This window comes from Apilactobacillus kunkeei, from assembly GCF_005930975.1.
GTDB lineage: Bacteria > Bacillota > Bacilli > Lactobacillales > Lactobacillaceae > Apilactobacillus > Apilactobacillus kunkeei_E.
Window position 1 is genome coordinate 1 of sequence record NZ_VBSE01000030.1, and the last position, 20,475, is coordinate 20,475.

The 20,475-nt window shown below is 37.4% G+C and carries 17 protein-coding genes; 1 reads left to right on the forward strand and 16 read right to left on the reverse strand.

Going from position 1 to position 20,475, the window contains the following annotated elements:
* Positions 1 to 151: 151 nt before the first annotated feature.
* From FD688_RS00275 to FD688_RS00350, 16 genes are all read right to left on the reverse strand, one after another.
* Positions 152 to 475 carry a hypothetical protein gene (locus FD688_RS00275; RefSeq protein WP_034531285.1) on the reverse strand — a complete coding sequence of 108 codons (324 nt, stop codon included), beginning with the start codon at positions 473 to 475 and terminating at the stop codon, positions 152 to 154.
* Between the two features lie 133 nt (positions 476 to 608).
* Entirely contained in the window at positions 609 to 1,835 is a 1,227-nt protein-coding gene (locus FD688_RS00280; protein ID WP_138741337.1) for an MFS transporter, read from the reverse strand.
* A gap of 176 nt (positions 1,836 to 2,011) precedes the next feature.
* Positions 2,012 to 2,602: a DUF1003 domain-containing protein gene (locus FD688_RS00285; protein WP_138741338.1), complete on the reverse strand. Its 591-nt coding sequence runs from the start codon at positions 2,600 to 2,602 to the stop codon at positions 2,012 to 2,014.
* Positions 2,603 to 2,713: 111 nt separating this feature from the next.
* Positions 2,714 to 3,973, reverse strand: coding sequence for a phosphoribosylamine--glycine ligase (gene purD / locus FD688_RS00290; protein WP_138741339.1), 1,260 nt, complete (start codon positions 3,971 to 3,973; stop codon positions 2,714 to 2,716).
* A 9-nt stretch (positions 3,974 to 3,982) separates the two neighbouring features.
* The gene (gene purH, locus FD688_RS00295) at positions 3,983 to 5,515 is read right to left on the reverse strand and encodes a bifunctional phosphoribosylaminoimidazolecarboxamide formyltransferase/IMP cyclohydrolase (RefSeq protein WP_138741340.1); all 1,533 of its coding nucleotides are present in this window, start codon (positions 5,513 to 5,515) and stop codon (positions 3,983 to 3,985) included.
* A gap of 1 nt (position 5,516) precedes the next feature.
* Positions 5,517 to 6,107, reverse strand: a complete 591-nt coding sequence (gene purN / locus FD688_RS00300) for a phosphoribosylglycinamide formyltransferase (protein ID WP_225426072.1) — start codon at positions 6,105 to 6,107, stop codon at positions 5,517 to 5,519.
* On the reverse strand, positions 6,079 to 7,113 hold the full coding sequence (gene purM / locus FD688_RS00305) for a phosphoribosylformylglycinamidine cyclo-ligase (RefSeq protein ID WP_138741341.1): 1,035 nt from the start codon (positions 7,111 to 7,113) through the stop codon (positions 6,079 to 6,081). The genes purN and purM overlap by 29 nt, the downstream gene beginning before the upstream one ends.
* Positions 7,106 to 8,569 carry an amidophosphoribosyltransferase gene (gene purF, locus FD688_RS00310; protein ID WP_034534776.1) on the reverse strand — a complete coding sequence of 488 codons (1,464 nt, stop codon included), beginning with the start codon at positions 8,567 to 8,569 and terminating at the stop codon, positions 7,106 to 7,108. The genes purM and purF overlap by 8 nt, the downstream gene beginning before the upstream one ends.
* Positions 8,545 to 10,767, reverse strand: coding sequence for a phosphoribosylformylglycinamidine synthase subunit PurL (purL, locus tag FD688_RS00315; RefSeq protein ID WP_138741342.1), 2,223 nt, complete (start codon positions 10,765 to 10,767; stop codon positions 8,545 to 8,547). The genes purF and purL overlap by 25 nt, the downstream gene beginning before the upstream one ends.
* A 4-nt stretch (positions 10,768 to 10,771) precedes the next feature.
* The gene (purQ, locus tag FD688_RS00320) at positions 10,772 to 11,437 is read right to left on the reverse strand and encodes a phosphoribosylformylglycinamidine synthase subunit PurQ (RefSeq protein ID WP_054605062.1); all 666 of its coding nucleotides are present in this window, start codon (positions 11,435 to 11,437) and stop codon (positions 10,772 to 10,774) included.
* Positions 11,434 to 11,688 carry a phosphoribosylformylglycinamidine synthase subunit PurS gene (gene purS / locus FD688_RS00325; RefSeq protein WP_034531295.1) on the reverse strand — a complete coding sequence of 85 codons (255 nt, stop codon included), beginning with the start codon at positions 11,686 to 11,688 and terminating at the stop codon, positions 11,434 to 11,436. Before purS ends, purQ begins: the two co-directional genes overlap by 4 nt.
* A gap of 12 nt (positions 11,689 to 11,700) precedes the next feature.
* Positions 11,701 to 12,408 carry a phosphoribosylaminoimidazolesuccinocarboxamide synthase gene (gene purC, locus FD688_RS00330; RefSeq protein ID WP_225426073.1) on the reverse strand — a complete coding sequence of 236 codons (708 nt, stop codon included), beginning with the start codon at positions 12,406 to 12,408 and terminating at the stop codon, positions 11,701 to 11,703.
* An 11-nt stretch (positions 12,409 to 12,419) separates the two neighbouring features.
* Positions 12,420 to 13,541 carry a 5-(carboxyamino)imidazole ribonucleotide synthase gene (gene purK, locus FD688_RS00335; RefSeq protein ID WP_138741343.1) on the reverse strand — a complete coding sequence of 374 codons (1,122 nt, stop codon included), beginning with the start codon at positions 13,539 to 13,541 and terminating at the stop codon, positions 12,420 to 12,422.
* Positions 13,525 to 14,007 (reverse strand): 5-(carboxyamino)imidazole ribonucleotide mutase, encoded by a 483-nt coding sequence (gene purE / locus FD688_RS00340; RefSeq protein ID WP_034531300.1) that lies wholly within the window; start codon positions 14,005 to 14,007, stop codon positions 13,525 to 13,527. The genes purK and purE overlap by 17 nt, the downstream gene beginning before the upstream one ends.
* Positions 14,008 to 14,169: 162 nt before the next feature.
* Positions 14,170 to 15,105, reverse strand: coding sequence for a D-alanyl-D-alanine carboxypeptidase family protein (locus FD688_RS00345; protein WP_138741344.1), 936 nt, complete (start codon positions 15,103 to 15,105; stop codon positions 14,170 to 14,172).
* A 135-nt stretch (positions 15,106 to 15,240) separates the two neighbouring features.
* Entirely contained in the window at positions 15,241 to 17,763 is a 2,523-nt protein-coding gene (locus tag FD688_RS00350) for a M1 family metallopeptidase (RefSeq protein WP_138741345.1), read from the reverse strand.
* Between the two features lie 238 nt (positions 17,764 to 18,001).
* Between FD688_RS00350 and FD688_RS00355 the strand changes: the two genes are divergently transcribed.
* Positions 18,002 to 20,449, forward strand: coding sequence for a leucine-rich repeat domain-containing protein (locus FD688_RS00355; RefSeq protein WP_138741346.1), 2,448 nt, complete (start codon positions 18,002 to 18,004; stop codon positions 20,447 to 20,449).
* Positions 20,450 to 20,475 lie beyond the last annotated feature (26 nt).

Below are 20,475 nucleotides of genomic sequence, written 5' to 3' on the forward strand. Positions count from 1 at the left end.
TACAGAAAATCAGTTGCCCAATTAAATAGTTAGAAAGCTGCTTTTATTTATTTGTTCAAAATAATAGTTGCAGTTCCTAATGGATAGTGCTTTTTTATATATGTACTTACTTTAATCATTGATCAAATCAAGTACCTTTATCTTTCAAATATTAAGCTAATGCTGCACCAATAAATGATAGTACGAACAAGATAAAGATAATACCAATAAATGAAATAATAGTACCAGCAATTGCAAGACCTTTAGGTTGCTTAAATAAACCAATAATTGAGAAGATGGCACCTAATAACCATACAATAAAGTCAACAAATGGAATCCATGAAGTAACCAATAAAGCAATTAATGATAATACGAAACCGGCAGTCCCGATACCATTAGTCTTAGCTTGGTTGATGTAAATTGATTGGTTACCACCGTTTGGTTGACCATTTTGTTGTTGAAAATCTGGTTGTTGGTTGTTTGAACCGTTATCCATTATGAAAAATCCCCCTAAATATAAATAAAAATAATTACATCTAATCGTTTTATAATTATTCCTTAACATAATAATAACCAAAAATAGACGTAGGGTCAATTTTCGCTTATATTAAATTCACTTTTTGTTTATCTTACATGTACCCATGATTAAAGTTTCTTAGTTTCTTTAGCGTTAACATTGCAACGACTGCAATTAGATACATTAATGACATGAATACCATAATTTCAATCAATGAAAACTTAGCCATTAATAGTCCCATCAACACTGGTGAAAAACCACCTACCGACTTACCGATTGCCATAATCATGTTATTTGCTGTGGTCCTAATGTTGGTAGGATATAATCGACTGATAATGGCACCAAAGCCACCGTAGAAACCTGCTGCAAAGAATCCTGCTAGCGCACTAAACACTAGTAACATCATGGCACTATGAGCAATTGCAATACCATAAATTGCCACGGCTGCAGACAACATAAAGAACGCAAAGGCAACTCTGGGACCAATTTTATCCATAATGTAACCAAAACTAATCATTCCTAAACTGATACCAACAATTGTGGCAATCATCCATAGTGACGATTTTGAAATTGAAACATGAAGTTGTTTTTGCATAATTGTTGGTAACCAAATCATTAACCCATAGTAACCAGCGTTTTCAACAATTACCATAATGGTGATTACAATTGTTTGCCATGCTAGTTGTGGCGTCTTAAATAGTTCAGAAAATGACACATGTGGAAGCTTGTGATTTTTCTGAACTTCAGCTTCATAAACCGGACTTTCTTTTAAATGACGACGAATAAAATATGCTAATGCAACTGGAATTAATCCGAATAAAAATAAAGTATTCCACCCAAACATCGGAAGAACAATCGAAGCAATAATAGCAGCCATGATTCCACCCATTTGACCACCGGCAGCTGAGAAGGAAATAATTTTGCCGACCTTAAACCCTTGGAAATGTTCAGAAATCAATGACACCCCTGCACCAAATTCTCCACCTGATCCAACTCCAGCTAAAAATCTTAGTAGATAAATTTCATAAATGTTGTGAGCAAAGAATAATAATCCAGTAGCAAGCGCAAATAAGAAAATTGTATGTGAGAAGATTTTGACACGACCAAATCGATCAGCCAAAATCCCGAATAACAATCCACCAAATAGTTTACCTAAATTGGTAATAGTTGAAGTAAGTCCAGCTGCGGCAGGACTAATATGTAAACTCAAAATCATCGACGATAGCGCAAAAGATAAGAACATGCTATCCATATTTTCTAGCGCAAAACCAACAGTGGTAGAGGCTAGCGTCTTTTTTTGATCAAAACTAAAATGCTTTGATTCGTTAATGACATCCATTTAAAAGCTCCTCTTTTCGTTAAATCACGAACATTAATTGTATTTACTTTTATAATATACGTATATTATGCTACTATATTGAAAAAATGGCAATATTTTTATGTTTTTATCTATATTTAATATATGGATAATTAGACGTCCTTAGAAATATTCAAATAAAAAAGGATGATTATTAATTAATCATCCTTTTTGTTTTCCAAATTATTTTCAATATTTCGTTCTCTTTGTGATGCTTCGATACGAATTAACATTTCCATTTGTAATTGATTCAATTGACTTTGATGCTTGTTATATTTTGTTTGTAAATCAACCTTAGCATGTAATAACTTTAATTCTTCTTCTGAACGTAGGTTAACGTGGTAATCATTTCTACGGTCTAAATCATCTTTTTCTCCTGCACGGTTTTGACTCATCATAATGATAGGTGCTTGAATCGCAGAAATACATGAAAGTGCCAAATTCAAAAGAATGAATGGATATGGATCAAAATGCCAACCGAATAATTGCATAACATTAATAATCATCCAACCAACTAAAAAGACAATGAAAGAAATTACAAACCCCCATGAACCACCAACTTTAGCTACTTGATCAGCCAGTTTTTTCCCAAACGTGTAGTTTTCTTGAAGTGCCTTGTCGGCATCAATTACTTTAAAATCTTCGTTATTAATTTTTTGAGTTAAACGACGATCAATTTTATTAAAAGCGGCCTCATCTTTTTGCATTGCTTTTTTAATATCAGCATATTGTTGTGCGTAATTTTCCATTATTTCAACTCCTAAAATATGTATAAACAAAAGTCTATACTTTATTCACAAGATATACAAAGATAAAATCTTACAGTAAAAAAGCTATGGTATAGACCATAGCTTTTTTACTTATCTAAATGCTTTGTCACCGATATCAGTTCGGAACGAATAATCGTTCGTATTAACGTTATCAGCAATTGCTTGATTAACTAATTTTTGTGCCTTTTTTAAGTCTTTATTCGAAGCAATTACCATCATAATACGTCCACCAGAACTAACTAGTTGTTCATCTTGTTCTTCTACTCCGGCATAAGCTACCGAAAGTTTATCATCGCTAAATTGAGGTAGTGTTAATCCGTTTTTATGGTTACCAGGGTACCCCTTAGCAGCTAGGACATTGCCAAGGAAGTATCGGTCGGTTTGCCAATCAACGTTTTGTTCTTGATGGTTCATTAGTTTGACAATCACATCCCCCAAATCGTCTTGTAACTGTGGCAAGATGACTTGAGTTTCCGGATCACCCATTCGAACGTTGAATTCGATTACTTTAACACCATCTTTAGTCAGGATTAATCCAGCGTATAGAAAACCTTGGAACAAAATGCCTCGTTTGTGCATTTCAGCCAACACGGGTCTAATCACCTTCACTAATCCCTCGTTTAAGACATTATCACCAAATTGCGGAAGTGGACTGTAGGCACCCATTCCACCAGTATTGGGGCCCTTATCGCCATCATAGATGCGCTTGTGATCTTGAGCTAATGGCATGGTTATGATATCCAATCCGTTTACCATTACAATCATCGAAAATTCTTGACCGTCCAGGTATTCTTCAATCAGAATTTCTTGGTGAACGTTATTATCATAGATCGAAGCCAATGTTTCTTTGGCTTCTGCTAAGTCTTTAATGATGAAAACACCTTTTCCAGCAGCCAAACCGTTTAATTTCACAACAACTGGAAAATCATGTTCCTCCAAGTATTTGATAGAGTCATCATAATTACTAAAAGTAGCATAGGCAGCGGTTGGGACACTAGCTGATTTCATCACTTCTTTAGCGAACTCCTTAGAGCTTTCCAATTGAGCAGCCTCTTTATTGGGTCCAAAAACCTTCAAACCAGCATTGGTAAATCTGTCAACAATGCCATCACTAAGTGGTTTTTCGGGACCGATTACCGTCCAATCAATTTGATTATCCAAGGCAAATTCAATTAGAGCATCGAAATCTAGTTCTTCAATATTTATGGTTTGAACCCTATCGATTACATTCATCATGGGATTACCAGGTGCTACAAAAACTTTTCGATTGACGTTCTTAGCTAAACTTTGTGCCATCGCATATTCGCGACCGCCTGAACCAATCAATAACCATTTTTCCATCTTCATCATAACCTCACTCTAGTGTTTGAAATGACGGTTGCCACTAAATACAAGGGCAATACCTAACTCGTCTGCTTTATCAATTGAATCTTGATCGCGAATACTTCCACCAGGTTCAACAATTGCTGTGATACCATGTTTTGCGGCAAATTCAACACAATCATCCATTGGGAAGTATGCATCTGAACCTAATACTGCGTTTGCATAATCAGGCTTAGTTTCAGCCTTCTTGATAGCAATCTTAGTTGAATCAATACGGTTAGGTTGACCAGAACCAACACCTAAGGTCTGATGATCGGTGGTAACTACGATTGCATTACTTTTAACGTGCTTAACAGCGTTTTGAGCAAATGCTAACGCCTTCATTTGCTTTTCAGTTGGTTGTTTCTTTGAGACAACTTTGTAGTCCGTTGGTTCTTCATGAAGCAAGTCACGTTCTTGAACTAACATTCCACCTAGCACACTTACTAAATCTTTCTTGTCAGGGTTAATCTTATCGAAATCAACAGTTAATAGACGGATGTTTTTCTTCTTAGCTAATACGTCATAAGCTTCGTCAGTAAATGATGGAGCAATTACGATTTCCAAGAAGATAGCGTGCATCTTTTCGGCCGTTGCTAGGTCAACTTCTCGGTTTAAAGCGATGATTCCACCAAAGATTGAAGTTGAATCTGATTCATAAGCTAGGTTCCAAGCAGTTAGTAAGTCATCTGCAGTCCCAATACCACATGGGTTCATGTGCTTTAATGCCACAACAGTAGCTTGATCTGGGAATTCGGCGACAATACGAAGTGCGGCATCTGCATCCCTAACGTTGTTGTATGATAGCTTCTTACCATGTAATTGTTTTGCATTAGCTAGCGAATATTTTTCAGGAATTGGTTCCTTGTAGTATGCCGCTTTTTGGTGACTGTTTTCACCGTAACGCATTGCTTCTACCTTTTCATATGTGAAAGTTAGCTTTTCTGGGAATTCTTCTTTGGTTAGGTAGTTGGCGATTAATGCATCGTAAGCGGCAGTATGTCTAAATACCTTCGCTGCCAAACCGCTTCTGTATTCAGCATCAATTTCATCGGCGTCGTATCTTGCAATGTAATCATCATAGTCAGATACATCAGTAATTACGATCACGTCTTGGCTATTCTTAGCAGCGGCTCTTAGCATTGAAGGACCACCGATATCAATATTTTCAATTGCATCGGCATATGTAACGTCTGGTTTTTCAATTGTTTCTTTAAATGGATACAAATTGACACAGACTAAATCGATTAATCCAATATTTTGTTCCTTTAGTTGTTGCATGTGTTCTTGATTGTCGCGACGAGCAAGAATTCCAGCGTGAATACGAGGATGTAATGTCTTCACACGACCATCTAGCATTTCTGAAAAATTAGTAATTTCTTCAACAGCGATTGCATCCACACCATTGTCCAATAATGTCTTCAATGTTCCCCCAGTTGAGACAATATCGTAATCGCGTTGTTCTAGTTGCTTGGCAAATTCAACAATTCCATTCTTATCTGAGACACTTAACAATGCTAACTTTTTCAATTTAAATAACTCCCTTTTTAATTAATTGTAAAATCGTGCGTGGGTACAACTGATGTTCAACATCATGAATTCGATTTTCCAAATCCGCTAACGAATCACCTTCTTTTCTAAAAACTTCTTCTTGAGCAATAATTTGACCAGAGTCAATCCCCGAATCCACAAAATGAATCGTGACTCCCGTCTTATTAACTCCAGCATTATATGCATCTAGGATTCCTTGTTTTCCTGGAAAACTCGGTAGCAATGCTGGATGGATATTAATAATCTTATTAGGAAAAGCATTTAGCAATGTATCACCTACAATACGCATATACCCGGCGAGTATAATAACCTTTACGCCTTGTTCCTTTAATGCTTCTAAGATACGTCCCTCACGAATAGATCTTTTTTCACCCTTATGAAGCTCTTCTATCAAGACGTTAATGCCTTTTCTTTTCGCTCTTTGCACTACATAAGCATCATGATGATCACATACTAATAACCTAATATCGATTGGTAGCTCTGCTTCAGCAATGGCGTCGAAGTTAGTTCCATTTCCGGAAGCAAAAATGGCAACCGGAAGCTTAGTCGATTTCAACTGCTTGTTGCTCACGTTTTACCACCTCACCAATCTCAAAATATTCTAGGCCGTTGTCTGTAAGGTAGTTGGTCACTGCTTGAACATACTCTTCAGGAGCAACTAATACCATGCCAATTCCCTGGTTAAATACCAAATCCATATCACTTTGATCAAGGTTTCCCCAATCTTGTAGGCACTTGAAGATATTTGGCACTGACCAAGATGAACGGTCAATTTTAGCAGTCAAATCATTCGGAATTACTCGAGATAAATTATCAGCAATTCCTCCACCGGTGATATTGGCAATTGCATGAATCGCACCAGACTCAATGATTCCCTTAACATAGTGGTAGTACAAACGCGTCGGGGTAAGTAATTCATCAATTAATGGTTGTGATAGCCCTTGGTATGTGGCGTTTAAATCAAGATTGGCATCCTTGATAATCTTTCGAACTAATGAGTACCCATTGGAGTGAATTCCAGATGACTTCAAACCGATTAACTTGTCACCTTTTTTCACATTTTGTGCACCTAGCAAACGCTTTTTATCAGCAATTCCTACCGCAAAACCGCTAAGATCATAATCATCTTTCTTATAAATACCAGGCATTTCAGCCATTTCTCCCCCAATTAAAGAAAGACCAGCTTGCTTACATCCCATTACAACACCAGAAACGATTTCCTTAATTTCTGCCGGAAGTAATTTACCAATTCCGATGTAATCTAAGAAAAATAATGGTTTCGCCCCTTGTGCCAAGATGTCGTTAGCACACATTGCCACCAAATCAACACCAATTGTAGTGTGACGTTTAGCTTGAATCGCTAACATCAACTTAGTACCCACACCATCAGTTCCTGAAATCAAAACTGGATCATCATATTTAGCGAAATGTGATTGAAGTGAATACATTGCGCCGAATCCACCTAGACCATCAACTACGCTTTGATCATAAGTAGAAGCGACCATATTTTTAATGGAATCTACTGCCTTTTCGCCACTCTCAACATCGACACCGGCTTCTTTATATTGATTAGCCATTCACTTCATCCTCCTCATATAGATGTAGTCTTTTTGCTTCTGCATCATATGTTTCTTGATAGTCATACAATGGTGTTGGATATTTGCCATCAAAGTAGGCCGTACACAAACCATGGTATTGATTGTCGCAATCAAGATCGATTGCATTGATTAACCCCTCAACACTTAGATACTTTAAAGAATCAGCCCCGATGATGTTTTTAATTTCTTCAACACTGTGATTGGCACCGATTAATTCGCTTGGCTTTTGAATATCGATTCCGTAAAAGCATGGGTATTTCAAATCAGGTGAAGCAATTCGAACATGGACTGATTTTGCTCCAGCATCCTTTAACATTTTGACAATAAAACGACTGGTGGTTCCACGAACGATTGAGTCATCTACTAAGATGACGTCCTTGTCCTTGATGACTGATTTAACAACGGAAAGCTTCATTGAAACCCCGCGTTCACGTCGTTCTTGAGTTGGCTCTATAAAGGTTCTGGCAACGTATTGATTCTTAATCAATCCCATTTCGTAGGGAATGCCACTTTCAATTGCATATCCCATCGCCGCAGAAAGCGACGAGTTTGGTACCCCAATCACAACATCAGCCTTGGTTGGATTTTCGCGAGCCACCAACGCTCCCATACGTTTTCTAGCCTCATGAACCGAAACGCCATGAATTACAGAATCAGGACGAGCGAAGTAAACATATTCCATTGAACAAATAGTTAGTTCAGTATCTTCGGTAAAGTGGTCAATCTTGATTCCAGAGTCATCAACAATAATGACCTCTCCCGGTTGAACATCCCTTACATATTCGGCTTGAACTTGATCTAAAGCACATGTTTCACTACAGATAACCACGGCGCCGTCTTTTCTTCTTCCGACAACCAAAGGACGTAATCCGTTGGGGTCACATACTGCATACATTGCATCTGGACTAAGTAATACATAGGCAAAGCCACCGTGCATTTGATTGGCAGCTTCCTTGATACGACCTAAGAAAGTTTCTTGATTACTAACTTCAATCAAGTCACCGAAAATCTCACTATCAGAATCAGATTGGAAGATAGTTCCAGTTTTTCTAAGCATTTCTTTTAGAGTGTCAGCATTAGTTAAGTTTCCATTATGTGATAGTGCGAAATGAGTTTCGGTGTTTTCAAACATAAATGGTTGAACATTGTTGATGGTATGGCTTCCAGCAGTTGCGTATCGAATGTGGCCTAGTGCTGCATTTCCATGTAATCGATCAAATGAATGTGGGTCATCAAAAATAGCTCCAAGTAAACCTTGTCCGCGATATCGGTTTAGTCGTTTATTAGCGTCAATGGCAAGAATTCCAGCACCTTCTTGACCACGATGCTGCAAAGCGTGGAGACCACTGTAAGCGACTTTGGCAGCCGGACCTTCAACACCCCAGACTCCAAAAACACCACATTCATCGTTTAAGCTTTTGACTTCATTTGGCATGATAAACTTTCCTTCCAGATGGTTTTTAATGTAGTCACATCATCAACATATTGACCATCTTGTAGTCGTAGATTGATTTGTTGACTATCGTCAGTCACTCCAATCAAATGGGCTTTTTTACCAGCTAGTTTTTCAAAGGCTTCTCGGTCTTCTTGGCTGACTGATACCACATATCTTGATTGAGTTTCTGAAAATAATTGCGCTTTAGTAATATCGATTTCACCATTTAAACCAAGATTGTTTTCAAATAATGATTCCAGTAGCGATACGATAATGCCACCTTCACTCACATCGTGAGCAGATTCAATTAGGTGGTTATGAATTAAATCAAGAATTAAACGTTGGTTGCTAAATTCTTCTTCTAGGTCAAAATGGATTTTTCCTGAAATTTGGCCTTCTAAATGCTTTTGAATTTCTGAGCCCGCAAAATCATCGTTTGTATCTCCAATAACGTAGACTAATTTCCCAGTTTCCAAAAAGTCAGATTTAGTGATGTATTGATTATCTTCAATTAAACCAACCATCCCGATCATTGGAGTTGGGTAAATCGCCTTGTTATCAGTCTCGTTATATAGAGAAACGTTTCCAGCAATTACGGGTGTATCGAATTTTTCACAAGCCTTAGAGATTCCTTCAACTGATTGATCCATTTCAAAGTAACTTTCTGAATCATCAGGGTTTCCAAAGTTCAAGCAGTCAGTGATACCGATTGGCACGGCACCGCTAGCGACAATATTTCTAGCAGCTTCTGATACAGCAATTTGCCCACCTAGTTTTGGATTAAGGTAGATGTAACGACCGTTGGCATCAGTAGTCATTGCGAGTGATTTATTAGTTCCACGAACACGAATCACTCCTGAGTCACTACCAGGTTGAACGACAGTGTTGGCTTGAACACGACAATCATATTGACGGTAAACTGACTCTTTAGAAACGATTGTGGGTTGCCCAATAATCGTCTTAACCATGTCATTAACATTGCTAATAACTGGCACTTTGGCTTCTTTAACGTTCTTTAAACGTTCAGGTTCTACGACATCGTGTTGGTATTCTGGAACATCGTTTACCAAACTTGAAGTTGGGATATCACAAACAACTTCACCATGATGAATCAATCTGTATTGTTTATCATCATTAACATGACCAATGACAACAGCGTCTAGGTGATGTTTTTCAAAGATTTCAAGAATTTCATCTTCATGGCCCGCTTTGACACAAAGCAACATTCTTTCTTGTGATTCGGATAGCATGATTTCATATGGTGTCATCCCAATTTCTCTTTGAGGAACTAAGTCTAAATCAAGGTCCACTCCACTATTAGCTTTGTCAGCCATTTCAGCTGATGAAGATACTAGACCAGCTGCACCCATGTCTTGAATTCCAACTAAGATATCCTTGTGGTTATGAGTCACTTCCAGACATGCATCAACAAGTAATTTTTCCATAAATGGATCACCAACTTGAACTGCAGAACGATCAGATTCTTCTTCAGTGCTGAATTGACTTGAAGCAAACGTTGCACCGTTAATTCCATCACGTCCAGTCTTAGCACCGACGTAGATGATTGAGTTTCCAGCACCTGAAGCTCTTCCTGCCTCGATGTCTTCTTGATCCATCAATCCGACACACATAACATTTACCAAAGGGTTACCGTCATAACATGGATCAAAACTTATTTCACCACCAACTGTTGGCACCCCAATACAGTTACCATAACCAGCAATTCCAGCAACAACCTTATCTAATAAAAATCGATTTTTATCATTAGTTAGTTCACCGAAACGAAGACTATCTAAAGAAGCGACCGGTTTAGCTCCCATTGAGAAAATATCCCTGATGATTCCACCCACACCAGTAGCAGCACCTTCATAAGGTTCAACATAGCTTGGATGGTTATGACTTTCGGCTTTAAATACCACCGCTTGGCCATCACCAATATTTAAAACTCCAGCACCTTCCCCAGGTCCTTGTAGAACACGAGAACCATCTGACCAGAATTTTCTTAAGACAGGTTTAGAATTCTTGTATGAGCAGTGTTCGCTCCACATTCCTGAGTACAAACCAGTTTCGGTGTAGTTAGGCAAGCGGTGCAAAATGTCATTTGAAATTAAGTTATATTCAAAATCAGTTAAACCCCAGTCTTGGTAAATCTTTTGATCTTTAATATCTTGGGGTGTAATTGTCTTTGGCTTTTCCATCTTGTTAGCTCCTAACGTGATTTAATAATGACTTGAACAACTTCAAGCCGTCAGTTCCACCTAAAATACTCTCAACGGCACGTTCTGGATGTGGCATCATCCCTAAAACATTACCTTGTTCGTTCACAACACCAGCGATATTGTCACAACTACCGTTCGGATTGTCTTCATAAGTGAAAACGATTTGATTGTTAGCTTTTAATTGAGCTAAAGTTTCGTCATCACAGTAGTAATTACCTTCACCATGGGCGATTGGAATATCAATCACTTCTGATTCTTCGTATTGGTCGGTAAACATTGTGTCGTTATTTTGAACACGAAGTTTGGACCAATCAGAGATAAATTCCATGCTAGTGTTGTGTTGAAGCGAACCTGGTAGTAAGTTTGCTTCAGTTAAAATTTGAAATCCATTGCAGACACCCAATACCGGTTTCCCTTCTGCGGCCATTTCCTTAACCGATTCCATAACTGGTGCAAAACGAGCTACGGCACCACTTCTTAGATAATCACCATAGGAGAAACCACCTGGAATTAAGACACCATCATATCCATCTAGATTAGTAGCGTCTGAAGTAACTAAATCGACGTCTTCATTTAGTGAATCGCGGACTGCATAGTACATATCCATGTCACAGTTAGAGCCGGGAAAACTAATTACTGCAAATTTCATTTCGCCACTTCCTTTAAATCAAATTCAAATGATTCCATATTGTGGTTTACTAATAGGTCTTTAGCAATATCATTAACAACCTTTGATGCTTCATCTTCGCTATCAGCTTGGATGTTAACTTCAAAGTACTTACCTTGTTTAACTGCGTCGACCTTGTCGTAACCCAAACGTTGTAAGGCGTTCAATACTGCTTCACCTTGAGGATCTAAAATTGATGCTTTGTGATGAACATAAATTTGTGCTAAATACATATTTCTTCCTCCCTAAATGGCTGCTCGTAAACGATGTAGAATTTCTAGGTACCCTGGCATCATATCGCCAGCTTCTTTTCTAAAGACATCCTTGTCTAATGATTCGTTCGTGTCTTTATCAAGTAAACGACATGAATCAGGTGATATTTCATCAGCTAAGATAATTTCACCATTTTCGTTAATCCCAAACTCTAGTTTGAAATCAACTAAGGTAACGTTCATCTTGTCGAATAATCCTTTTAGGATTTGGTTAACTTTTAGACCATTAGCTTCTAGTTGAGTTAACTTATCAGCTTCGATTAAATCTAAGCCAATTGCATCAGACTTCGTAACGATTGGATCGTGCAAATCATTGTCTTTATAAAAAAATTCGACAACTGGTTCTTTCAATGTTTGAAGATAATCAGTGCCGAATCTTTTTTGGAAATGTCCGGCAGCAAAGTTTCTAATTACAACTTCCAGCGGAATCATTTCAACTTTTTTATTTAATTGATCTGTTTCGTTCACACGTTCAATAAAGTGAGTATCAACGCCATTTTCGTTTAAGTATGTGAAAATCATACTTGAAATTTCGTTGTTAACTGCGCCCTTGTTTTCGATTAATTCATTACGCAAACCATCCCCTGCAGTGGTGTGGTCAGTGTAGTGCACACGCAATACACTTGAATCATCGGTGGTGTAAAGTTCTTTAGTCTTACCTGATGCAACTAATGTGGTCATTTTAATTCTCCTCATCTAAATAATTTAACGTCTTGCAATAATTGATCGATTGATGAACCAGTCACGGTGATGTGACCCATCTTTCTTTGATGTTTAATTTCAGCCTTACCATAATCATGAAAGTTCCAATTAGGATGGTTAACTAACTCGTTTCGACCGAGTGTTAGATTGTCACCCAATAGGTTCACCATTACGGCGTTATCATTTAACTTGATATCTGGTAAAGATAGATTACAAATACTTAAAATATGTGCTTTAAATTGAGAAACATTGCAGGCCTCAATAGTGTAATGACCTGAATTATGTGGTCGTGGTGCCAGCTCGTTAACAAGAAGTCTACCATCTTCCATTAAGAAGAATTCGATTCCTAAAACACCGACTAGCTTCATTTCTGAAGCAATGTTTTCGGCAATCTGTTCAGCATTTTTATGAACCTTTTCATTAGTTCTTGCTGGTACGATACTGGTGTGTAATATATGGTCCTGATGAATATTTTCGCTAAGTGGGAAGACAATCACCTTGCCGGAAACATCTCGGTCTACCATTATGGAAACTTCCTGTACAAAACGTTGCTTTCTTTCGTAGATCCACTCAATGCCGTCCAAGTGTTTAATGACTTCCTTTAAATCAGATTCACTATTAATGTCGAATTGACCGTGGCCATCGTAACCACCCTCTGCGGTTTTTAAAATCGCAGGAGTAGATATTTTTTGGTACGCTTTCAACAAATCGTCGGCGTTATTTACTGGCATGTAGTCAGTAACAGGTGCTCCAATGCTTTGTAAAAAGCCCTTTTCCTTGTTTCGGTTGCTAGTGATTTCTAGTTCACTAAATGGCTGTGGGATATATGTAGTATCCGAAACCTTTTTAATCGCTTCTTGATCGACGTTTTCAAACTCATAAGTTAAAACATCTGATTTATCAGCTAACTGCTTAATGGCTGTTTCATCATCATAGTCGGCGATAATTTGAAAATCTGCAACTTGTGCTGCTGGAGCGTCAGGTGTTGGATCTAAGACTCCAACCTTATAACCCATTTCTTTGGCAACCAGTGCCATCATTTGACCAAGCTGCCCACCACCCAAAATTCCGATAGTAGCTGGTGGCAAAATTGGTTTAGTGTAATTGTTCATTACTATCAATTGCCTCCCTTGTTTGTCTTTCACGGAAATCATCTAGACTTTGTGCGATTTTGTCATTGCTAATTGCTAAAATCTGAGCCGCTAACAATGCAGCATTCTTAGCACCAGCGTCGCCAATTGCGACGGTCGCAACTGGTACTCCTGAAGGCATTTGAACGATTGATAGCAATGAATCAACTCCATTTAAGGTGCTGGTCTTAACCGGAATCCCGATTACCGGTAAAGTTGTATTTGCCGCTAACATTCCTGGCAAATGGGCTGCACCACCCGCCGCAGCAATAATCACCTTATATTGTTCGTATTTTGCCGAACTGCCAAAAGCCTGCAATTCATTTGGCATCCGATGAGCTGAGATTATTTTAGTGTTATAACTAATTCCTAGACTATCCAAAGTATCAATTGTTCCCTGTATTTTAGGTAAGTCAGAGATTGAACCCATTACAACTGCTACATCCATTTTTTAAAGTCTCCCCTCTAAATGGTTAATTTCATCATAACAAGTCGATTAACATTCGTCAACTAAAAAACGAACAATATTTAAAAATAATATATTATAGTTCGTAAAAAGTAGAATGTCGGCACAAAAAAAGACCAACTTAGAAAAGTCGGTCTTTTTTGACTATTTAAACTCAGGAAATGTCTTATAAATCATTTTGTACATTCGATATTGATCGTATGCATTAAATTTATCATGTAATGACACGATAATCACACGGTTCTTATTTGGTAGTTGACTGGTGCTTACTAGACAGTTACCTGCCAACGGAGTGTATCCTGTCTTTAAACCATCAACATGTAATGCTGCATCATATCTTAGTCCACCCGCTAGTAGTTCATTAGCATTCTTTAGAGTTTGACCACTTTGGTGGTAGCGATAAATCTTAGCATCATTTACAATCGCTGGATATAGCTTCAATAGATGTGAAGCAATCACAGCTAATGCTTTAGCAGATACACGGTTATAGTCATAACGTGATCCATAACGAATATAATATGGATATAAATCGGAGTTTTCCAAACCAGATGAGGAAACGAAGTGAGCTTGAGAAGCGATGCCCCATGCCTTCACTTGTCTGTTCATCTTCTTGATGAACTTATTGTTAGTTCCTGATACCCATTGACCAAGTGCAATGGTTGCACTATTAGATGAGGCAATTAATGAAGCCTTATACAAGTTTCTAACACTGTACTTCTTGTTAGCTTTTAATACGTAACTGCCCAGCGAATGATGTCTACTCATTCTTGCTAAACTTGGTGATATTTTAACTTTTTGTTTCCATCCATTTTTGATAGTTTGTGCTTTTTGAATCGCTAAGTATAATGTCATAATCTTAGCGGTCGAAGCAACGGCACGTTTGGATGTGGAATTCTTTTGGTAGTAAACCTGGTTAGTATCCATGTTCATGGCATAAGTAGCACTACTTGTCTTGTTGTACTTATCCATAGTTTTGGTGTACTTACTGTTGGCATTGGCACTTGCGCTCACAGTAACAAATGATGATCCAAGCATAAAAATAGCTAGAAACGATACCATTATGTTTTTGATTTTACTCATTTAAATTTACCCCCCTTAACGAAATCAATAGCTATATATTACAACGTTTTGACGGGATTTTAGTTTACAAATTATTACATTTATATTGTGAATATTAAAAAAGGAGCCTAATAATTAGGCTCCTTTTCCTTGTTACTATTTAATTGCTGATTTAACAGCGTCTTTTTCGGATTCAACCAATTCAACGGTACTTGTAATTGCTCTAGTATCCATTTTAATTTCACGGGTTAAACCTGGTGTGTCTAGTTTTGGTTCAAAGAAGGCTTTGAATTCATCCAGACGGGTTCTAGTGTGGAAAATGTTTGAGATAACCGTAATAAATGTAGCGAATTCCATATCACCACCAACAGTATCTTCTAACCATTGCCATTCATTTCTAATCCAATCCCATGCGAATTGTTGACCGGCTGGATTTCTCAATACACCAGAGAACCAAGCTCGTAAGTCTTGAGGTTTTACAACGCTACTGTCTTCAAAGTTAGCTACTAATTTCCCTAGTAACTTAGCATCGTTTGTTAGAGTTACTGCAGAACAAATATCTTGTTTATAACTTGGGTCTGTTGATTGCTTGTATTCTTCGACTAATGAATCGAATTCTTCAGCGTTTGAGTAGTTCTTCATTTCATTAGCTAAGATATATACACGTGTATCAGCAGGTAATGATAATAAGTTATCTTGGTGATCTTGGAAGATTGCATGTGCAGCTTCGGCGAAGTCCTTATTGCCACCATATAATGATGCACTTAAGATGTATGGACGAGTTAACTTATCATTGTTACTTTCACCGTCAACACTAACTAGACCTAGTCGTTCTAGTTGTTTGTCACTTAGCTGTCTGTATAGTTTCTTCAAGTTATCTTCGTCTTCAGTTCCGGGTTCAACGAACTTCTTCAAGTTGTTGGCTAATGTGTAAACAGAATCATTAACAACATTAGATTTACTATCAGCAAATTGTTTTAATACCGGAACAATTCCTGCGTATGATACTTGCTTAGCCTCAGCTAATAAACGAAGATCTTGTAATAACTGCATCTTATCAATTGGGGATAAACTATTCGCATCACTTAAGATGTCATCTTGTAATGTTTCATCATATTCAACGATAAAGTGTGAATTATTACCAACATTTACTCTAAATGGTTTGCCATTTAGCTTACGTAGTTCTTGGTAGTCACCCAAATCAATAGTTTCTTCACTAAAGATGTCGGGAACTTGGTCATAGTTTGCGTTTAAAGGAATTTGCCAACGACGGCCTTCATCCTTACCTTCACCTGTGAAAAATTGCTTTTGAGCTAGCTTCAAACGGTTATCTTCAACGTAAGCGTTCACAACTGGATAACCTGGTTGTTCCAGCCATGATTCCATAATCTTGCCCAAGTCCATACCTGCAGCCTTACCAAGTGCATCCCATAAATCAGCACCGGCAGCGTTGCTGTACTTGTGAGCAGCAAAATAGTTCTTTAGACCTTCACGTAGTGCATCGTCACCAATCAAGGCACGAACCATTACTAACATTCTGGCACCCTTAGCATAAACGATTGCTGCATCAAATAATGCATCAATTTCTGCTGGGTGATGAACATCAACGTGTACCGATTGAACACCGTCCACAGCATCACGTTTTAAAGCTGCAGGCACATCTGTGGTTTGGAATACTTCCCAAATGTTCCATGAAGGTTCGATTGCATCAATTGCAACATATTCCATCATGTTCGCAAAACTTTCGTTCAACCATAAATCATCCCACCATCTCATGGTTACTAGGTCACCAAACCATTGATGAGCTAATTCATGGGCAATCACTGTAGCAACACGTTGCTTCACTTCAAATGAAGTGTTATCTGGATCTAGCAATAAGTAAGCTTCACGATAAGTTACTAGTCCCCAGTTTTCCATGGCACCTGCTGAAAAATCAGGTAGAGCTAATTGCCATGAATGTGGAAGTGGATATGGGGTTTGGTAAAAATCTTCGAAGAATTCGATTGAACGTTTAGCAATATCTAAGGCAAAATCTAATTCTTTAGCGTCATGAGCTTTAGTACCAAACACACCAACTTTAACGCCACTCTTGGTTTCAGTCATCTTACTTTGCATGTCACCAAAAGCAAATGCGACTAAATAAGTAGACATTTTTACGGTTTCGTCAAAATAATGAACGCCATTTTCAACTTTTACTTCTGGCATATTTGCTATAGCAGTCTCCCCAGGTTGTTCATCAAACTTAAGCGCTAATTTAAACTTAGCCTTTGCTTCTGGTTCATCAATACATGGAAATGCTTGTCTAGCAAAATTGGTTTCAAATTGAGTCCCTACAAGTTGTTTTTGTTCACCATTAACTTGGTAGTATGAGGGATAAATTCCCATCATAGTATCTGTTAATTTAGCTGAGTATTCAATAGTTACTGCCACTTCCCCGGTCTTTCCTAAGGATATGTTAATTACTTCATTATCATTATCCACGCTAAATTCAACGGCAGTACCATCTACCGAAACGCTAGTGACATCAAAGTCTTTTTCGTGAATGCCAATTTCTTCTTCACTTGCATTACCGTAAATTGTGGTCTTTCCACTAAATTTCTTTTCACTACGGCTAACATCTAGAAAAATATCGTAGTGATCAGGTTGAAATCGATTAAATAATCTAACTAATTCAGCCATCAATAACACTCCTTTTTTATCATCGTTTTCTCATTATTTTTTAATTGTACGCTATCTAAATATAAAATGCTACAAATATATTGTAATAGCTAAAACGTTTTTATGCACATGTTAACATTTTTATAATTTTCTTTATAAAAGATTTAATTTCTTTAGCAAAACTTAACTTTGCAATCATAGATACTAGAACAAAATAAAATTATAGTTAGACCATAAATATAATTAGGAAGTGAACTCAATGAGAAAATTAGCAAAAAAAGCTTTCATTCTTTCAACATTGACTTTTGGTGCTTTAGAAGTAACAAGCGTCGCTAACAAAAATTTTAACCCTAAAGATAACGTCATCGCTTATGCTTCAGAAACCCAAGATCATTTTGATGCTTCTAGCATGTTCCCAGATAAGACATTTCAAGATATCCTTGTTCAGTCTGTTAATGAATACGTAAGACATTCGTATCCATTCGGGAGTGGTGCTGCGAAAAGCATCAATGATATAACTCAGAGTGATATAAACCAATTAACTACTTTAGATGCTAGTAACGAAGCAAATCCTATTGCTTCATTGACTGGAATTAACAATTTAATTAACCTAAACTCAATTAAACTAAAAAATGTTACATTTGATTCTCAAATCAATTTTTCACCTCTAAAGAGTCTAAACAATTTGACATCTCTTTCTATAACTTCTTCAAATATAAACAGTCAAATGATTAATAACTTGGATGGATGGAACAATACAAAATTAACTAATATTAATTTAACAGATAATAAAATCGATAGTATTGATTTCATGAAACACATAGACATTCCAAACATTCAAAATATTGCTGTTGATTACAATCAAATCAGCGATTTTAGTCCACTAGATGGTAAAAATTGGGAACAACTAAAGAGCTTAAGTGCTTCTCATAATCAAATCTCTGATATTTCCCCAATTGCTAACATCAATTGGCCTAATTTACAAAATTTAGATGCTTCTTACAATAAAATATCTGATATCAGTTCCATTTCAAAAGTAAAATGGGAAAACATTCAAGAAATTAACGTTTCAAATAATCAGATTAGCGATATCAATGTCATATCTAGCGCTGATTTCCCTAGTATTCAAACAATTAACGCTGATAATAACCTAATTTCTGATATCAATAGTTTCGCTCACACTAACTGGAAGCAGCTAAATCAAATATCAGTTAACGGAAACAACATTAAAGATATTTCTGCAATGAAGGGACTATCGACTATCTATCCTAACTTGCAAACATTTTATGTAGACAATAACCAATTATCAGATCTTTCATTCATGCTAGGATACCAAATCGGCGGTGGTTCTGCTTTAAACCAAGCTGTTAATGAATCCTATACACTTAAAAAGCCAAAAATTGGTGACGTTATAAAGATTCCAATTAACCTTGAGGATATTAACACTTATCCTCAAAATGCAGTTTTAGACACTGGCAGAACACAATTCATAATAAATCTTCATTCTAATGGATTTACAGCATATGGTACGGATGGAAAAGTATACAACTCATCTGATGGATACTCATCTAATGGTATCAGTTATTTAACATATAAATACAATGGTGGTAACCTTCCAACTGTTGCTACTCTTGGTTTCAGAAGTACATTAGGTCAAGGACAAACTGATCCCTACTTCTCAGGTATTTATAATGTTTCATTAAACTATTCACAAGATGACTTATCAAATGATAAATCTTCTACTTCTAGCTCCGAAGAACAAAGCTCTAGTGCTCAATCCTCTGCTTCTAGCTCTGAAAAACAAAGTTCTAGTGCTCAATCCTCTGCTTCTAGCTCTGAAAAACAAAGTTCTAGTGCTCAATCCTCTGCTAGTTCAAGCTCTGAAAAACAAAGTTCTAGCGCTCAATCCTCTGCTTCCAGCTCTGAAAAACAAAGTTCTAGTGCTCAATCCTCTGCTAGTTCAAGCTCTGAAGAACAAAGCTCTAGTGCTCAGTCCTCTGCTTCTAGCTCTGAAAAACAAAGTTCTAGTGCTCAATCCTCTGCTTCTAGCTCTGAAGAACAAAGCTCTAGCGATCAATCCTCTGCTTCTAACTCTGAAAAACAAAGTTCTAGTGCTCAATCCTCTGCTAGTTCAAGCTCTGAAGAACAAAGCTCTAGCGCTCAATCCTCTGCTTCTAGCTCTGAAAAACAAAGTTCTAGTGCTCAATCTTCTGCTAGTTCAAGTTCTGAAAAGCAAAGCTCTAGTGCACAACCTTCTGTTAGTTCAAGCTCTGTAGATCAAAGCTCTAGCGCTCAATCCTCTGCTTCCAGCTCTGAAAAACAAAGTTCTAGTGCACAACCTTCTGCTAGTTCAAGCTCTGTAGATCAAAGTTCTAGTGCTCATTCTTCTGTTGCAGACAACCACAGCAATAATGCAGGTAATCCTACATCAAAGAAGAGTTCTACTAACACTACTTCAGACAGCAAATCATCCTCAAATCATGGTAATAACGCTGGTAATCCAAACAAAACCGTTACTATCAAGCATGTAGATCCAGCTGTGCCGGGTAACAATAACAATGCTTCTTATCATGATGCTGAAAGCAAAAACAAGTTACCACAAACTGGTAACAAAACTGAACAAAATGTGTTAATCTCCCTCGGTGCAGTTGCAATCGCTACTGCATTAGGACTAGCTGCATTTGCTCTACGTCGTAAAAATAAATAACGATTAATCAAAAAGACCTCCGAAAT